Source organism: Ruegeria sp. AM7 (assembly GCF_056535965.1).
On the sequence record NZ_JBQFJE010000003.1, the window covers coordinates 2,007,710 to 2,025,536 of the forward strand.

Sequence of the window (17,827 nt, forward strand, 5' to 3'; positions counted from 1 at the left end):
GGGGCAGACAGCCCCCTCGCTACAACCCCATTCATTCACCCCAGGCTAGCCTTCAGCTCCAAGCGGCGCGCGTGCAGAACCGGCTCGGTGTAACCCGAAGGCTGAACGCGGCCTTTGAACACCAGATCGCAGGCCGCTTGGAACGCCACACCATCAAAGCCGGGGGCCATCGGGCGATAACTTGGGTCGCCTTCGTTCTGGCGGTCTACCACGGCGGCCATCTTCTGCATCGCCGCCATCACCTGTTCTTCGCTCACCACGTCATGGAGCAGCCAGTTGGCCAGCGCCTGCGACGAAATCCGGCAGGTTGCGCGGTCTTCCATCAGGCCAATATCGTTCAAATCCGGCACTTTCGAACAGCCCACACCCTGATCAATCCAGCGCACGACATAACCCAGAATGCCCTGCGCATTGTTCTCGATTTCGCGGGTGATCTCGTCCTCGCTCAGGTTGCGGCCACCCAGCAGCGGCACGGTCAGCAGGTCGTCCAGCGTTCCGCGCGCGCCACTTGCGGCCAGTTCGTCCTGACGGGCCAAAACGTCAACTTTGTGATAATGCGTGGCGTGCAGGGTCGCAGCGGTCGGCGACGGCACCCACGCGCAAGTCGCGCCAGATTTCGGGTGGCCGATCTTCTGATCCAGCATATCGCCCATCCGGTCGGGCATCGCCCACATGCCTTTGCCGATCTGCGCCCTGCCCTTCAGACCACAGGCCAGACCGATATCGACATTGCGATCCTCATACGATGTAATCCAAGGCTTCACTTTCATGTCCCCCTTGGGCAGCATCGGACCTGCTTCGATCGAGGTATGAATCTCATCCCCGGTCCGATCAAGGAAACCGGTGTTGATAAAGGCCACGCGCGATTTCGCGGCACGGATGCACTCTTTCAGGTTGGACGAGGTGCGGCGCTCTTCATCCATAATACCCAGCTTGACGGTGTTGCGCGGCAGACCAAGGATGTCCTCGACCATATCAAAAATCTCGACCGCGAACGCGACTTCAGCAGGCCCGTGCATCTTGGGCTTGACCACATAGACCGAACCCTTGACCGAGTTCCCGCCCTCACGCTGCAGATCATGCATCGCGATCAGCGTGGTGCAGAGCGCATCCATCAGGCCCTCGCCAATCTCATTGCCTTCACCATCCAGAACGGCGGGGTTGGTCATCAGGTGGCCCACATTGCGGATCAGCATCAGCGAGCGGCCTTTCAGCACGCCTCGCTCGCCGCCTGCGGTGGTATAGGTCAGATCATCGGCCAGTTTCCGGGTGAAGGTGGAACCGCCTTTGGTCACTTCTTCGGCCAGATCGCCTTTCATCAGACCCAGCCAGTTGCTATAGGCCACAACCTTATCTTCGCCATCCACACAGGCCACCGAGTCCTCGCAGTCCATGATCGTGGACAGCGCCGATTCCAGATGAACATCAGCAATCCCAGCCGGGTCGGTCGCGCCGATGTTGCTAGAGGCATCGACAACGATTTTCACATGCAGCTCTTTATTCTTCAGCAGTACGAAATCAGGCTTCTCAGCCTCACCGCCAAAGCCAACAAATGCCGCAGCGTCGGCAAGCGCAGGTACCAGCGCACCGCCTTCGACCCGCAGTTCGGACACATCGGCCCACGAGCCTGCAGCCAGCGGTACAGCATCGTCCAGAAAACCTTTGGCCCATGCAATCACACGGGCACCACGCGCCTCGTCATATCCTCCGGCGGCAGGCAGATCGCCCATCGCGTCCGTGCCATACAGCGCATCGTACAAGCTGCCCCAACGTGCGTTGGCGGCGTTCAGTGCAAAACGGGCATTGGTGATCGGCACAACTAGCTGCGGGCCGGGTGTCGAGGCGATCTCGGGATCGACATTGGCAGTTTCGATCTGGAAATCGTCACCCTCTTCGACCAGATAGCCGATCTCGCGCAGGAATGCCTGATAGGCGCTGGCGTCGTGGTCCTGACCTTTGCGGTCCTGATGCCATGCGTCCAGCTGGCTCTGAATCTTTTCACGCTTGGCAAGAAAGTCGCGGTTTTTTGGGCCCAGCTCGGACACCATCCGCGACAGACCATCCCAGAACGCATCGGCAGTAACACCGGTGCCAGGCAAAGCCTTGTCTTCGATGAACTCGGCCAGAACCGTATCAACTTGAAGCCCGCTGCGTGTCTGTCTGCTGGTCATAGTGTTCCTCCCGCCTTTTTGTGCACCACTGTGTGCAGCCAGCATTTAGAGTGAAAGTTTCCGATAGGCAACGTGCCGCAACAATTTCGGTAAAAAAAACTTACCAAAATTGCGTGACCAGCTTTTGGTTGAGCTCCGACACCGCTTGCAGCCCATTGCCACAGACCATAACGTCGCCTAAAACTCCAACCGATGCGAGGCCCCGATGCGCGACGCTGCCCCTACGACGATCTATCTGAAAGATTACACGCCCTTTGGCTATCTTGTGGACAGCGTGCATCTAACCTTCGATCTGGCAGCGCACGCCACCCGCGTAACATCGCGCATTGCTTTCCGCCCCAACCCCGATGCCACGGACCGCACATTCTTCTTGCATGGCGAAGAGCTGACCCTGATCCGCGCCTCCATTGACGGGGTGCAGATCACGCCCGAGGTGACCGACAAGGGCCTGACCGCCCCCGCCCCCGACGCGCCCTTCATATGGGAGGCCGAGGTCGAGATTGACCCCGGCAACAACACCGCGCTTGAGGGGCTCTATATGTCCAACGGCATGTATTGCACCCAGTGCGAGGCGGAAGGATTCCGCAAGATCACCTACTACCCCGATCGCCCTGATGTGATGTCCACCTTCACCGTGCGCATCAATGGCGATCTGCCGGTCCTGCTGTCCAACGGCAACCCAAGCGGCAAAGGCGAAGGCTGGGCCGAATGGACCGACCCGTGGCCCAAGCCTGCCTACCTGTTCGCTCTGGTCGCGGGCGAATTGATCGCCCATCCCGGCCAGTTCACCACCATGTCCGGGCGCGATGTCGATTTGAACCTCTGGGTCCGCCCCGGTGACGAGGGCAAATGCGCCTTTGGCATGGAGGCGTTGAAAAAGTCGATGAAATGGGATGAGGACGTCTATGGCCGTGAATACGATCTAGACGTGTTCAACATCGTGGCTGTCGATGACTTCAACATGGGCGCGATGGAGAACAAGGGGCTGAATATCTTCAACTCCTCGGCCGTGCTGGCCAGCCCCGAGACCTCGACCGATATGAACTTTGAACGGATCGAGGCGATCATTGCGCATGAGTATTTCCACAACTGGACTGGCAACCGCATCACCTGCCGCGACTGGTTTCAACTGTGCCTGAAAGAGGGGCTGACTGTCTTCCGCGATGCGCAGTTCACGTCCGATATGCGCTCGGCCCCGGTGAAACGCATCCACGACGCCATCGACCTGCGCGCACGGCAATTCCCCGAGGATAACGGGCCGTTATCTCACCCGGTTCGCCCCGAAAGCTTTCAAGAGATCAACAATTTCTACACCGCCACAGTCTACGAAAAAGGTGCAGAAATTATTGGAATGCTGAAACGGCTGGTGGGTGATCAAGCTTATACCAAGGCGCTGGATTTGTATTTTGACCGCCATGACGGGCAAGCCTGCACGATCGAAGACTGGATCAAGGTATTCGAGGATACGACCGGTCGCGATCTGAGCCAGTTCAAACGCTGGTACAGCCAATCCGGCACTCCGCGCGTGACGATGGCCGAAGAATGGGCAGACGGCACCTACACCCTGACCCTGTCGCAGCGCACCGAGGCCACGCCGGGTCAGGACGAAAAGCTGCCGCAGGTGATCCCGGTGGCCGTTGGCCTTTTGGGCCCCAACGGTGATGAAGTCCGCGTGACTGAGGTGCTGGAACTGACCGAAGCCAGCCAAAGTTTCACCTTCACAGGGCTTGCGGCCAAACCAACAGCCTCAGTGCTGAGGGATTTCTCGGCCCCGGTTATTCTGGAACAGGATCAAAGCAGCGCCGAACGCGCCTTTTTGCTGGCCCATGACACGGACGCGTTCAACCGCTGGCAAGCCGGGCGCTCGCTGGCCGAAGACACTTTGTTGAACATGATTCAGTCCGACGCAGCCCCTGATGCCGACTATCTGGATGGCCTTCTTGCTGTGCTGCGCGATGGTGATCTGGACCCGGCCTACCGCGCTTTGGTGTTAGGCCTGCCGACACAATCTGAACTGGTTGCCGCCTTGCACGAGAAAGGCTTAACGCCCGATCCGATGGCGATCTGGACCGCAGTCGAGACACTGCGGCAAGTCACCGCTCAACACGTGCAAGACCTGTTGCCACGTCTGCACAGCGAGACCGTGATTGATGCTCCGTACAGCCCGGATGCCGATCAATCGGGCAAGCGCGCTTTGGGCGGGGCCGCCCTTGCACTGACCTCGCGACTGGACGGAGGTGCCAAGGCTACCGAGGAATACAAGACGGCCGACAACATGACCCTGCAACTGACCGCCCTGTCCTGCCTTCTGCGCGCAGGTAAGGGACAGGCTGAACTGGCCGCATTCTATGACCAATGGCAACACGACCGGTTGGTGATGGATAAATGGTTCGGCCTGCAGGTCTCGATGGCCTCCCCGGATGCGACGGCGGATGTGGCGCGAAAACTCACCGAGCATCCGGACTTTAACTGGAAAAACCCCAACCGCTTCCGCGCGGTTATGGGTGCGCTTGCGATGAACCATGCCGGGTTCCACCGGGCTGATGGCGCGGGCTATGCCCTGCTAGCGGACTGGTTGATCAAACTGGACCCGGTGAACCCGCAAACCACGGCACGGATGTGTTCGGCCTTCCAGACATGGAAACGCTATGACTCCGACCGTCAGGCCCTGATCCGCGCGCAGTTGACCCGCATCGCAGAAACGCCCGACCTGTCGCGGGACACGACCGAGATGGTCTCGCGCATTCTGGGCGCATGACGCCTTATACGTTCACACGTCAGAACAGGACGCCGCGCGTTTTGGCGATCCTGCTCTGCATCTACGGCGGGTTGATCGCTCTGGTCGTGTGGTTTGACGCGGTATGGTGGCTGATCGCTCCGCTAGCCCTGACGACTCTGCCCGCTGTTTGGGACTTTGTGCAGGGTACCAAAGCCGGATTGTCAGTGGGGCAGGATACGATGAGCTGGTTCACCGGACCGCGCAAGGCCGAGGTCAATCTTGCCGATATTGACCACGTTCGAATGGACACGCGCTGGGATTTCTCAGTGCGTGTATCGCTGGTCCTGAATTCCGAGAAAAAGATTCGCCTGCCTGATGAATCAACCCCTCCGCACCGCGTGTTTGAGCAGGTCCTGCAGGCCACCGGGCTGCGGGTTGAACGGCATCATTTTACTGTGTTCTAGGGGCAATCCGGATACCCCACCCGGATTGTTCACGAATTTAGCGCCAAACTACCCCTGAATCTTGAATTTGAGCAAAATCAGAAGAAAGATTAAGTCCAACGTTACCAGTTTTTACAGTTACCGAGTTTTACCATGTTGCGGTTCTTCAAATCCAACGCGCCCAGCGCATCTGTCCCCCAAATCCACCCGGAGTTGTGTCTGGCGCCAGATGTGTCTGCGGTGTTTCCGCAACGTGGCCAAGTGAATATTCCCGTTGTTGACGCTCGCTCCGAGGACATAGCAGGCCACGATGCGATTGAGCGTGGCCGCTATTTGGCCCGTCAGGGGATGTGGTCCGAATTGTCCCAGAAAATGAAAGCAGCCGACGACGCTCGCGAAAGCGCGCCTGACGGTATGCCCGTTGCAGATCTGTTGGCCTTTGGTGCCCGTTCAGACGTGGTGTTGGCGGTCGAGCACGCTTTGTCGGATCTACAAGAGGTGCGCGATTACGACCTGTTGGGTGGTATTTCGGAGTTAGAAGACGAAATGCGCGACAACGCGGACGATGCGATGATCGCTCTTGTCGTTGCTTTGGCCCATATCGACATCGCATGGGCATGGCGTGGGACGACCACGGAGGACAAGCTGTCCTCTTTGCATCAGTCGCGTTGCGCAGCTCATTTTGACCGCGCCGCCGCGATCCTTCCGAAATGCCGCGAGGCCGCGCCGGACAGCCCTTTAGTTGCAGCGGCCGATTGTGCTCTGCTGGCCGGACAGCGCAAGACGCATGTCCGTGTGGCCGACAAATACGAACGCCTGATTACGCTGGATCCCCATAACCAACGCCATATGCGAGCTATGGGCACGCATCTGCTGCCGCGCTGGTTCGGCAGCTATGAAGAGCTTGAGGTCCAAGCCCTGCGCAACGCCGCCAGAACTCATGATATCTGGGGCGCAGGTGGTTACACTTGGGCGCAGTTCGACGCGATCGTGCTGGATGACGAAGCCTGTGCGCGTCTGGATGTCGAATACTTTCTGCAGGGTCTTCATGACATTCTGAGCAACCGCCCCGATCAAGAAATGGTAAATATGCTGGCGGCATACTGCGCGATCACGATCAAGCGTGGCATTGGCCGGAATGAAGAGGCGGACGCTGTTCGCGCTCAGATCCACGAAGCCGCAAACTGGTTGATCCGCGATCACCTGACCGAATTGCACCCGCTGATCTGGGCACATGCGGCCAACGGATTCAACAACGCGGCGCGCGTCAACTCGACCGAACGGTTTGCGGCACGCGGTCATCGCGACGCTTTGCGGGCAATCGGCAACTTGTTCAGCGAAGAATTGCGCAACGGTATGGATGTGACTTTCACCTCAACGGGCTTACACCTGTCCAGCCACTGATTCCCCCTTGCCCCTTTGGCGCGCCGGGCCTAATACGCAAGCCTAGACTTCTGCGGAAATTAGAGGCGCGCCATGCTCGACCTGACATACGAAATGCCCAAAATCAAAACCATTGCTGGTGCCAAGCACGATTGGGAACTGGTGATCGGGATGGAGGTGCACGCTCAGGTCTCATCCAACGCCAAGCTGTTTTCCGGCGCATCGACCCAGTTCGGGGCCGAGCCGAACTCGAACGTGGCCTTCGTGGACGCGGCGATGCCGGGCATGCTGCCGGTCATCAATGAATATTGCGTTGAACAGGCGGTGCGCACCGGGCTGGGGCTGAAGGCGGATATCAACCTGAAATCGGCTTTTGACCGCAAGAACTATTTCTATCCTGACCTGCCGCAGGGCTACCAGATTTCCCAGCTGTACCACCCCATCGTGGGCGAAGGCGAAGTGCTGGTCGAGATGGGCGACGGCACCGCGCGCATGGTCCGCATTGAACGCATCCATATGGAGCAGGACGCGGGCAAGTCGATCCACGACATGGACCCGCATATGTCCTTTGTCGACCTGAACCGCACCGGCGTCTGCCTGATGGAGATCGTTTCTCGCCCCGACATCCGTGGTCCCGAAGAGGCCGCCGCTTATATCGCCAAGCTGCGCCAGATCATGCGTTACTTGGGTACCTGCGACGGCAACATGCAAAACGGCAACCTGCGGGCGGACGTGAACGTGTCGATCTGTTTGCCGGGCGCGTATGAGAAATACCAGGAAACGCAGGATTTCTCGCATCTGGGCACGCGCTGCGAGATCAAGAACATGAACTCGATGCGCTTTATCCAGCAAGCGATTGAGGTCGAAGCCCGTCGTCAGATCGCCATCGTCGAAGGTGGTGGCACCGTCGATCAGGAAACCCGCCTGTACGATCCCGACAAGGGCGAAACCCGCTCGATGCGGTCCAAGGAAGAGGCGCATGATTACCGCTATTTCCCCGACCCCGACCTGCTGCCTTTGGAGATTGAACAAGCGTGGGTCGATGACATTGCCGCCAACCTGCCCGAGCTGCCTGACGCCAAAAAAGCGCGGTTCATTGAGGCGTTTAGCCTTACCGACTATGACGCATCGGTCCTGACCGCCGAAGTGGAAAGCGCCGCTTATTTCGAAGAGGTCGCAAAAGGCCGCAACGGCAAGCTTGCTGCGAACTGGGTGATCAACGAGCTGTTCGGCCGGTTGAAGAAAGAAGACCATGACATCACCGACAGCCCGGTGTCGCCCGCGCAGTTGGGTGGGATCATCGACCTGATTTCCTCAGACGCCATCTCAGGCAAGATCGCCAAGGATCTGTTCGAGATCGTCTATACCGAAGGCGGTGACCCGGCGCAGATCGTCGAAGAGCGCGGTATGAAACAGGTCACCGATACCGGCGCGATCGAAGCCGCCTTGGACGAGATCATCGCCGCCAACCCCGCGCAGGTGGAAAAAGCCAAGGTGAACCCGAAACTGGCGGGCTGGTTCGTTGGTCAGGTGATGAAAGCCACCGGCGGCAAAGCCAACCCCAAGGCCGTGAACGAGCTGGTTGCCAAGAAACTAGGCGACTGAACCAACTGAATTTGATGCAAAGGCGGCAGAGGGCATCCCCTCTGCCGCTATTCTTTTGCGCTGTGTCCGGGCAACACACGCCGGGCACGGCGCGAAGGAGACTTTCCCAATGGCCTCAACATGCTAGATTGCCGGGAACGAACAGGTAGGAAGATCTAATGCCGCGCTACGAATACAAAGTCGTCCCCGCCCCGCAGAAAAGCGGCAAATCAAAGGGCGCAAAAACCGCCGAAGACCGGTTTGCGACCTCGATCGAACAGGTACTAAACCAAATGGGACAGGACGGCTGGGAATATCAACGTGCGGAATTGCTGCCCAGTGAAGAACGCGCGGGCTTCACCAGTTCGACCGTGAACTGGCGCAACGTGCTGGTGTTCCGGCGCGAAATCGATGTGACTTTTGTCAGCACACGCGGCCCGACAGAAACGCCGGAAGGCGTACCCTTGGCCCAGCCTGTTCCGGGCCCCGAAATGGTCGTAGCCCCTGCCCCGATTGCGGAAGAGGTGCAAGAGCCGCCGCTGTCATTGAAGGGCTTGGAAACAGTTCCCAGTTCGGACGACGCACCACCGGAGAAATAATGAACAGCATTGCCAATCGGACATTTTTGATTTCACATTCTTTTATTTCAACACTTTGCGTTTGTTTCACTTTGATGTTCACCGGTCAGCTGCACGCTGATGCGGACGCGAACACCCCTCCTAACTGCGTGACAAATATTGATGCTGAGGGGACAGTTATTGCTGGCTTCTTTGGCTTGGTGACTCCTCCGGTCCCTTATTCCTCAATCGAAACTGGAGGAGGTGACCTAACGGTTTACCCAACCATCCGGCATGGGAACGGTGCGCTCGTCTATGCGGGCATTTATCGGGGGGTTTATTCGGCAGGGGGACCCGGCCAAACTGTTAACAAGTCGGGCACAGAGACCGAACTCGTGTTCAAACAGGATGATGGCTCGATTGTGCACATTTGCATGGTCAAAGCCAACCAATTCGACCCAACTATTTATGACCCTATAGCTTCGCAAGTTGGCGAATGCGATCTAAAACAGATTGCAGGTGTCGAGACGCTGACGCCGGGGCACGTTCAGATATTTGAGCCCCCCTACGACCTTGTCGAAATCAGTGGCGTTCCCAAGACTGTATTGGCCGTCGCTCCAGTTACCACTGAACTGATTCAATTGCGCGGACAATCCCCGGGCTGGGCGAACTATGTGTGGCACCCAGAAGATCAATCAAAGTTTGGAGGAATAGGGGGAATATGCAATGTGGAGGTGTTTAAAACTACCTCGACCACACAAGATTACCAGACAGAGCTCATTGAAGTTTGCAAAGATATTGAGGGTAAAAATCTTACCTTGGGCCAAGGTAGCAAAGCACGATTAGAGCTGTCAAAATACAGAAACAACATCAACTTTTCTTCAGGCGGATTTACGCAGAACTTGCCGCCGATTGAAATAACCACGCCATTAAAAATTGGCTTAACTGACGTGGAAGAGTTCGAAGTAATCGCTTCAAGACCGGGAAAGATGTCTTTGGTCCGAAGAGTTTATCTCTCTGAAGAGCGGAAGTTGAAACACGATGTTTGCATGGTAACTGTGAATTGACGAAGTCGAATTCAGCCGGATACCCAATCTCGAATTCCAAGCGCCCCGCGCGGTCGAAGCCAAATCACTATACACCTATATCCAGCGCCAGCGCGTGGATTCGCGGGACGATGTCCACCAGCGCCTTGTGAACGGCGCGGTGGCGGGCGACGCGGGATTGGCCCTTGAATGCAGCCGCACGGATGCGGACGTTGAAATGGCTCTCGCCGCCTTCCTGAAAGCCCGCATGGCCCCGGTGGCTTTCGCTGTCATCCACTACTTCCAGCTCATGCGGGTCAAAGGCGGATTGCAAGGCAGTCCGGATTTCGTCGGTCACAGTCATTTTTACGCTCAGCGGCAAAAATTTTACCGCCTCCCCTCTTCTACTTTCGGCTGCTTAGACTAAACTGCTGCCTCCGAGTCGAGAAGATGCGTTCTTAAGGATCACAGAATGACGAAATCAGACCCCTTTGGATTCGATATGTCCGTCTCTAGCGCCAAGAAAAAGAACCCGCGCGGGCGTCGGGGGATGTCGGGCGCATCCGAGACCTCGGTCCGAATCTGTGACCATGAAGGCTGTGACGAGCCGGGTAAGTTCCGCGCGCCCAAAGCGCCGGATGTGCTGGATGATTTCTTTTGGTTCTGTCAGCAGCATGTGCGCGAATATAACCAGAAATGGAATTTCTTCGACGGCACGACCGAGGCCGAGCTGAACGCGCAGCGATCCAAAGACAAGGTCTGGGAACGCGAAACAAAACCGATGGGTGACCCCGAAGCTCGCGCCTGGGCTCGTCTTGGTATTGAAGACCCACATCAGGTTCTGGGTGCAAACAGCACGCAAAACAAAGGCCGCACCGCAGGCAGCGGCGGCCGCCGCCTGCCCCCCACCGAGCGCCGTGCGATTGAAATTCTGGAAGCCAATGACAGCTGGACCAAAGCTGAAGTGCGCAAAGCCTACAAAAAACTGATCAAGGTGCTGCACCCTGACATGAATGGCGGTGACCGCAGCCAGGAAGAGCAGTTGCAGGAGGTCGTCTGGGCCTGGGATCAAATCAAGGACAGCCGGAACTTTAAATAACTGAATTAATACACGAACATATTGCGTAGAGCCGCTGCTTCTGGTCGCTTGAGGCAACGCAGCCGCGTTTGTTCCTTCGCGGTTGCGGAGTTACGTATTTCGGGGAAAATCATACAGAGCTCTTCCACGTCTTCACGGCCAAAAGACTGCAGCGCCATATCTCCCAGAAATAAACTTTCGGTCGGCAAACCATTCGACATCAGTATCGCGTGCCGATGACATGCAATGTGGAAATAGGTTACGGATTCAGATGCGTTCACCTGGCGAATGGTTTTGTCGTTCACCAAATGAATAGCTGCGACGAAAACCTTGGGCTCACCAAACAAGAATTCTGCACGCCATCCTTCCAGAACAATTCTGTGTTGCGGCGACACATACAAATCTTGATCAGGTAAGCCTTTCCCAATCGCTCCTTTTTTAATGCAAACAGGACGCAATCGAGGGGCCCGATTCAATTCTTCGACGCTTATTGTCTTTTCACCGATCCATTCAATGGGTAGCAAATCGCCGCTAGAAACGCGCACCTTGTCCCCAACGGACAGTTCTTCAACGAGGCAGCGGCCCGTTTCGGTTTCGATCAAAGTACCCTTAACGAAACAAGGCACTGTCCCCTCTGGAAGCGAGACCGTCACGATAAGGGAATCGTTATTGCCGTTACCGGGCCCCGTGGAGGCAAATATTTCGAGAGTAAGTTGAGTGTTTGGCGGAATATCGGCTCCCGGAGTTAACTCGACGGTCAAAAGTCCGCTTGATGAAATCGAAACCGTGTAGTCGGACGGGTCTAATCCGCCGGTCCCCGAAACGACAACACTCCATGAAGCTCCGGCTTTAGTTGCTATGTATTGCTGAGCGACAGAGGTCGACCCACTGGGAATCGAAAGCGAAGTTGGGCCTAGAATTGTCAGTGCCATTTGAACCTCAAACGGGAAACGTTGAACTGGGAACTCGTTATGTGCAGGCTTTTAGTGATATTAAACCATCACATAATTCTATTGCAATGTGAGCATTGACCCAAGATTTACAGTCATATTTTAGCAACTTGAAGATTGAGCTCTGGGCAGAAAAAGACTGAGTGAGACTTCGTTTCATATCAATAAGGCCAGTTTCAAAGAAACATCCCCCTCAGCTCAAACTCATACCTCTTTCCCTTGCCCTTGCCCGCAATATGTTGCACCAAACACAGGTTCGAAAACCCGCACGTGGCTGCGGTACCAGGAATAAGGACGACAGGCATGGATTGGCCGATTGACGCAAATGCACATCCCTCAGAAGAGATTTCGGTTCGCGACGTGTTCGGCATCGACACCGACATGCAGGTCAAACGCTTTTATGAAGTGACCGAACGGGTCCCCGAGATTGATCCGACTTACAAATTTGACCCTGAGACGACCCTCGCAATTCTGGCGGGCTTTACCCACAACCGTCGCGTGATGATCCAAGGGTATCACGGCACGGGTAAGTCGACCCATATCGAACAGGTCGCCGCGCGTCTGAACTGGCCTGCGGTGCGGGTCAACCTCGACAGCCATATCAGCCGGATCGATCTGATCGGTAAGGATGCGATCAAACTGCGTGATGGCGTGCAGATCACCGAATTCAGTGAAGGTATTTTGCCTTGGGCCCTGCGCAACCCGGTCGCGATCGTGTTCGACGAATACGACGCCGGCCGCGCAGATGTGATGTTCGTGCTGCAGCGCGTACTGGAAGCCAACGGTAGCCTTACCCTGCTGGACCAGAACGAGATTCTGACACCCCACCGGTATTTCCGCATGTTCGCCACTGCCAACACCGTTGGCCTTGGGGATACGACAGGCCTTTACCACGGCACGCAACAGATCAACCAAGCTCAGATGGACCGCTGGTCGCTGGTCGCGACGCTGAACTACCTCAGCCATGACGCCGAGACGATGATCGTTCTGTCCAAGGCCCCGCATTACAACACAGCTGAAGGTCGCAAGATCGTCAGCCAGATGGTCAGCGTCGCCGACCTGACCCGAACCGCCTTCATGAACGGCGACCTGTCCACGGTGATGAGCCCCCGAACTGTGATCAACTGGGCCCAGAACGCCGAGATTTTCCGTGATGTTGGTTACGCGTTCCGCCTGTCCTTCCTGAACAAATGCGATGAATTGGAACGCCAGACCGTGGCCGAGTTCTATCAGCGCTGCTTTGATGAAGAACTTCCAGAGAGCGCGGCAAGCGCGAGCTTGGGCTAACACCCCACAAAAGAACAAACGATTCAGATACGGCCAGCCTGAAGTCTCAGGCTGGCCGTAGTGCTTCTGCCGCCCACCAAAATGGTCGATATGATGCCGCAAGTGTTGTCTGAAATACCCGAACCTGTCTTTACTGGCTTTTCGCAGGCACCACCCGGACCCGTTCAGGACCGAACTTGCCAAACTCAGATGGGACTTGCAGCAATCAACCGGCCGAGAACACCTATGACTAAAAGGCAAGTAGCCTCGCCCGATGAATGCTGTACCAAAAGAGATCAATGACCATCGGTTGTGGCGGATGGGTCACTGGCGAAACCGTAATTTGTATATACCTTGATTATACAAATTACATCTATATTATATCCTATGCATGGTACATTGGAAAACACCTCTTATTGTAACAACAACTGTCTGGGCATTCGCCTCTCCTGTGACCGCATTGCCGACAACGACGTCTGACAGGGCTGAACTGTTTGCTGTCTGCTCTGGCCGGTTAGAAGCGCTAGCGGCCCGCCAACGGGCCCGCATCGGGGACGAAGATGCGCCTGCCGCAAATCTGCAGCAACAGTTCGACCAAATGCTGGAAGCGGTTCTGCCGTGGGCGCTGTCCGAGGGTATCGAAGAACACCAGCCCAAACGGTGGCGTGTGCGCGGATGGGTTGAAGTCGCCTACCTGCTGGCCGATATGGACTATAGCTTCGACGCGCGCATCGCCGAAGGGGCAGAACAGCAGTTGGCGCGCAGAATCTCGGAGTGTCGGGCCGTATTGCTTTAGGATCGCGATGTTGAAAAGCGGATCGCCCCTATGGTCAAGCCCCCGGAATGGCTCTAGGTTGCCGGGGCAGAACAAGACCGGACCCGCCGCCGATGAGCAAACCAAACGACAACCCCGCTGATCCGTTCAAAAAAGCCTTGGCCGAGGCCACGCGGGTTATGGCCGACGACCCCGAGCTGAACGTCTCGTACACCGTTGATCCGTCAGGCATGTCGGGCGAGTCGATGCGTTTGCCCCAAGTCAGCCGCCGAATGACACGAGAAGAGGTTTTGCTGGCGCGCGGAACAGCAGATGCTCTGGCCCTGCAACGCCGATACCACGATGACGCGACGCATGCGCGCTATGCGCCTCCGGGGGATATGGCGCGGGACCTGTACGAAGCGATGGAGACCGCCCGCTGCGAGGCGATGGGTGCGCGGGACATGCCGGGTACGGCCAGCAACATCGACGTCAAGATCAGCCACGAAGCGATACGGCGCGGTTATGACCAATGTAAACAACCCGCGGACGCGCCTCTTTCCGTTGCCGCCGGATATCTGATCCGCCACTTGGCGACCGGTCGTGACCTGCCCCCCGCCGCCGCAAACATCATGAATTTGTGGCGTGGTTTTATCGAGGAACAGGCAGGGGGATCGCTGGAAAACCTAAAAGATATCCTTTCGGACCAGGCTGAATTTGCCAAATTCTCGCGGCAGGTGATCAAGGATCTGGGATATGGCGACCAGTTGGGTGACGACCCCGACGAGCTGGACGACGAGCAGGAAGATCAGGCCGAAGAAGACGCCGAAGAGCAGCCCGATCCGGACAGTACAGGCGACGACGACCAGCAAGAGCAGGACGCCGACGCCACGCCTGAACAGTCGCAGGAAGAACAGCAGGACCAGTCTCAGGCTCAGGTCTCGATGGACGAGATGGCCGATGACGAGATGGGCGACGAAGCCGAAATGCCGGAAGGTGAGGCTCCGCTTGAACCACCGGCCCCGCCACCTGCCTCGGATGCGGATCCTGATTACAAAGTGTATCTGAACACGCATGATGAAGAAATCGCAGCCGAGGACCTGGCTGAACCGGCCGAACTGGAACGCCTGCGGGCCTATCTGGACCAGCAGTTGGAGCCGCTGAAAGGCGCTGTGAGCCGCTTGGCCAATAAACTGCAGCGCCGTCTTCAGGCACAGCAAAACCGCAGTTGGGAATTCGATCTGGAAGAAGGCATCCTGGATGCGGGCCGTCTGGCCCGCGTGGTGGCAAACCCGACCACGCCGCTAAGCTTCAAGATGGAAAAAGACACCGAATTCCGCGACACAGTGGTCACTTTGCTGCTGGACAATTCGGGGTCTATGCGCGGACGACCGATTTCGATCGCGGCAATCTGTGCCGATGTTCTGGCGCGAACGCTGGAACGCTGCAACGTCAAGGTCGAGATTTTGGGCTTTACCACCCGCGCCTGGAAAGGCGGGCAAGCACGTGAAGCCTGGCTGAATGACGGCCGCCCGCAGCAACCGGGGCGTTTGAACGATCTGCGCCACATCATCTATAAAGGAGCCGATGCGCCCTGGCGTCGTGCGCGCCCAAATCTGGGCCTGATGATGAAAGAAGGCCTGCTGAAAGAAAACATCGATGGCGAGGCGCTTGAATGGGCGCATCGCCGGATGATGATGCGGCGCGAACAGCGCAAGATCCTGATGGTGATCTCGGACGGGGCTCCGGTCGACGACTCAACGCTCAGCGTGAACCCGGCGAATTATCTGGAAAAACACCTGCGGGACGTGATCGCGATGGTCGAAAAGCGCAATATGGTCGAGCTGCTGGCCATCGGTATTGGCCACGATGTAACGCGCTATTATGACCGGGCGGTTACGATTACAGACGTGGAACAACTGGCCGGTGCGATGACCGAACAACTGGCCGCCTTGTTTGACAGCGACCCACGCGCCCGCGCCCGCATCATGGGGATGAAGAAGGCGGGCTAATGCCGCTTCGGGTGAAACTCAACACATAATGAGCAAGACCCTGAACCGATGAGGTATGAAATGTTTCAGTCCTTTGCCGTGACCGCACGACCGGAACAGGGACCTCCGCGGCTGGCCGCTCTCAGAAAAGAGCTGGCCCAAGACGGGCTGGACGGGTTTCTTATTCCGCGCTCAGACGCGCATCAGGGCGAATATGTCGCCCCGCGGGACGAACGTTTGTCTTGGCTAACAGGCTTTACCGGGTCGGCAGGTTTTTGTGCCGTGTTGCCAGACGTAGCCGGTGTGTTTGTCGACGGGCGATACCGAACACAGGTCAAGGCTCAGGTCGCTCAGGACTTTACCCCTGTGCCGTGGCCCGAGGTCAGTTTGGGCGCGTGGCTGAAAGACAATCTGCCCGACGGCGGCAAGATCGGATTTGATCCCTGGTTGCACGCTGCTGGCCAGATCACCAACGCACGCAAAGACCTTGCAGGCAGCGGTATAGACCTTGTTCGCAGCCCCAATCTGGTTGACCGCATATGGCCCGATCAACCTGCCCCACCAATGAACCCGGTTAAAGCGCACCCTCTGGAATTCGCCGGTGAAAGCGCCGCCAGCAAAATCGACCGTCTGGCCAATGCTTTGGCTGCTGCTGGCAACTCGGCTGCCGTGATCACCTTGCCGGACTCGATCATGTGGCTGTTGAACATTCGGGGCTCGGATATCGGGTACAACCCAGTGGCGCACGGTTTTGCCATTTTGCACGCGGACGCCAAGGTTGACTTGTTCATGGCACAAGAAAAGCTGGGCGTGTCGTTGGGTGATCAGGTTCGCGTTCACGCGCCTGAAACGTTCCTTGATGCTCTTGCCGCGTTACAGGGGGCAATTCAGGTTGATCTTGGAACCCTGCCCCAAATCGTAGCTGACGTTTTGCAGGACAAGATCGTCGATGCCGGCGACCCTTGCGCCCTGCCGAAAGCCTGCAAAAACCCTGCCGAAATCGAAGGCAGCGCCGAGGCACACCTGCGCGACGCAGTGGCGGTGATCGAGACGCTTTGCTGGCTGGATGACCAACGCCCCGGCAGTGTCACTGAAACGCAGGTTGTCACAAGGTTGGAAGAGAACCGGCGCAAGGACAGCGCGCTGCAGGACATCTCGTTTGATACAATCGCAGGCACCGGTCCTAACGGCGCTATCATGCATTACCGCGTCACCGAAGAGACCGATAGCCTTCTGGAAGACGGGCACATTCTGGTTCTCGACAGCGGTGGTCAATACCTTGATGGCACCACAGATATTACCCGTACAATCGCTATTGGTGAGGTAGGTGACGAAGAAAAAGCCTGTTTCACCCGTGTCCTAAAGGGTATGATCGACATGTCGATGCTGCGCTGGCCCGTAGGCTTGGCTGGGCGCGATATCGAAGGCGTGGCTCGGGCCCCGCTGTGGGCGGCAGGGCAGGATTTCAACCATGGCGTCGGTCACGGCGTCGGCGCGTACCTGAGCGTGCACGAAGGCCCTCAGCGTCTGTCGAAGGTCAGCCATGTCCCCCTTCAACCCGGTATGATCCTTTCGAACGAGCCTGGCTATTACCGTGAAGGTGCTTTTGGAATCCGCATCGAAAACCTGGTCGTGGTGCAGCAGGCCCCTTACTTGCCCGGTGGCGATGCCGAACGCGCAATGCTGAATTGGCGCACTTTGACCTTCGTGCCAATTGACCGTCGATTGATTGTTCCCGACATGCTGACCCACGCTCAACGTGATTGGCTGAATGCGTATCAACGCGACGTTGCGGAAAAAATACGACCAAGGCTGGGCGCGGACGCGCAACTGTGGTTGGATGCCGCAACCGCTCCGATCTGACACCCAGCTGTTACATTCCGGAGGCAGAGGAAAAGCCCGACAT

The 17,827-nt window shown here is 57.2% G+C and carries 14 protein-coding genes; 11 read left to right on the top strand and 3 right to left on the bottom strand.

The window, feature by feature from the left end; all coding sequences use genetic code 11:
* Nucleotides 1-35: 35 nt before the first annotated feature.
* Nucleotides 36-2,171, bottom strand: coding sequence for a malate synthase G (locus tag ACR3EG_RS13955; protein ID WP_480496949.1), 2,136 nt, complete (start codon nucleotides 2,169-2,171; stop codon nucleotides 36-38).
* Between the two features lie 205 nt (nucleotides 2,172-2,376).
* On the opposite strand from ACR3EG_RS13955, the gene pepN reads away from it, so the two are divergent.
* The 6 genes from pepN (at nucleotide 2,377) to ACR3EG_RS13985 (ending at nucleotide 9,924) form a co-directional block, all read left to right on the top strand.
* Nucleotides 2,377-4,929 carry an aminopeptidase N gene (gene pepN, locus ACR3EG_RS13960; protein ID WP_480496948.1) on the top strand — a complete coding sequence of 851 codons (2,553 nt, stop codon included), beginning with the start codon at nucleotides 2,377-2,379 and terminating at the stop codon, nucleotides 4,927-4,929.
* Nucleotides 4,926-5,354: a hypothetical protein gene (locus ACR3EG_RS13965; RefSeq protein ID WP_480496947.1), complete on the top strand. Its 429-nt coding sequence runs from the start codon at nucleotides 4,926-4,928 to the stop codon at nucleotides 5,352-5,354. Before pepN ends, ACR3EG_RS13965 begins: the two co-directional genes overlap by 4 nt.
* Nucleotides 5,355-5,486: 132 nt before the next feature.
* On the top strand, nucleotides 5,487-6,737 hold the full coding sequence (locus tag ACR3EG_RS13970) for a hypothetical protein (protein WP_480496946.1): 1,251 nt from the start codon (nucleotides 5,487-5,489) through the stop codon (nucleotides 6,735-6,737).
* A gap of 72 nt (nucleotides 6,738-6,809) precedes the next feature.
* Nucleotides 6,810-8,321, top strand: a complete 1,512-nt coding sequence (gene gatB, locus ACR3EG_RS13975) for an Asp-tRNA(Asn)/Glu-tRNA(Gln) amidotransferase subunit GatB (protein ID WP_480496945.1) — start codon at nucleotides 6,810-6,812, stop codon at nucleotides 8,319-8,321.
* Nucleotides 8,322-8,479: 158 nt separating this feature from the next.
* Nucleotides 8,480-8,899, top strand: a complete 420-nt coding sequence (locus ACR3EG_RS13980) for a DUF4177 domain-containing protein (protein ID WP_480496944.1) — start codon at nucleotides 8,480-8,482, stop codon at nucleotides 8,897-8,899.
* Nucleotides 8,899-9,924: a hypothetical protein gene (locus ACR3EG_RS13985; RefSeq protein ID WP_480496943.1), complete on the top strand. Its 1,026-nt coding sequence runs from the start codon at nucleotides 8,899-8,901 to the stop codon at nucleotides 9,922-9,924. Before ACR3EG_RS13980 ends, ACR3EG_RS13985 begins: the two co-directional genes overlap by 1 nt.
* 67 nt (nucleotides 9,925-9,991) lie before the next feature.
* Here ACR3EG_RS13985 and ACR3EG_RS13990 read toward each other — a convergent pair whose 3' ends face one another.
* A complete protein-coding gene (locus tag ACR3EG_RS13990) occupies nucleotides 9,992-10,246 on the bottom strand; it encodes a BolA family protein (protein WP_480496942.1) in 255 nt (84 codons plus the stop codon).
* 108 nt (nucleotides 10,247-10,354) lie between these two features.
* Between ACR3EG_RS13990 and ACR3EG_RS13995 the strand changes: the two genes are divergently transcribed.
* The gene (locus tag ACR3EG_RS13995; RefSeq protein ID WP_170352576.1) at nucleotides 10,355-10,981 is read left to right on the top strand and encodes a J domain-containing protein; all 627 of its coding nucleotides are present in this window, start codon (nucleotides 10,355-10,357) and stop codon (nucleotides 10,979-10,981) included.
* Nucleotides 10,982-10,986: 5 nt separating this feature from the next.
* Here the strand turns inward: ACR3EG_RS13995 and ACR3EG_RS14000 are convergent, their stop codons facing one another.
* Nucleotides 10,987-11,892, bottom strand: coding sequence for a Hint domain-containing protein (locus tag ACR3EG_RS14000; protein WP_480496941.1), 906 nt, complete (start codon nucleotides 11,890-11,892; stop codon nucleotides 10,987-10,989).
* Nucleotides 11,893-12,213: 321 nt separating this feature from the next.
* On the opposite strand from ACR3EG_RS14000, the gene cobS reads away from it, so the two are divergent.
* The 4 genes from cobS (at nucleotide 12,214) to ACR3EG_RS14020 (ending at nucleotide 17,784) form a co-directional block, all read left to right on the top strand.
* Nucleotides 12,214-13,197 carry a cobaltochelatase subunit CobS gene (gene cobS, locus ACR3EG_RS14005; protein WP_209195112.1) on the top strand — a complete coding sequence of 328 codons (984 nt, stop codon included), beginning with the start codon at nucleotides 12,214-12,216 and terminating at the stop codon, nucleotides 13,195-13,197.
* A gap of 430 nt (nucleotides 13,198-13,627) precedes the next feature.
* Nucleotides 13,628-13,972: a hypothetical protein gene (locus tag ACR3EG_RS14010; protein WP_170352573.1), complete on the top strand. Its 345-nt coding sequence runs from the start codon at nucleotides 13,628-13,630 to the stop codon at nucleotides 13,970-13,972.
* A gap of 92 nt (nucleotides 13,973-14,064) precedes the next feature.
* Entirely contained in the window at nucleotides 14,065-15,942 is a 1,878-nt protein-coding gene (gene cobT / locus ACR3EG_RS14015) for a cobaltochelatase subunit CobT (protein ID WP_480496940.1), read from the top strand.
* 60 nt (nucleotides 15,943-16,002) lie between these two features.
* Entirely contained in the window at nucleotides 16,003-17,784 is a 1,782-nt protein-coding gene (locus ACR3EG_RS14020; RefSeq protein ID WP_480496939.1) for an aminopeptidase P family protein, read from the top strand.
* Nucleotides 17,785-17,827: the final 43 nt, after the last annotated feature.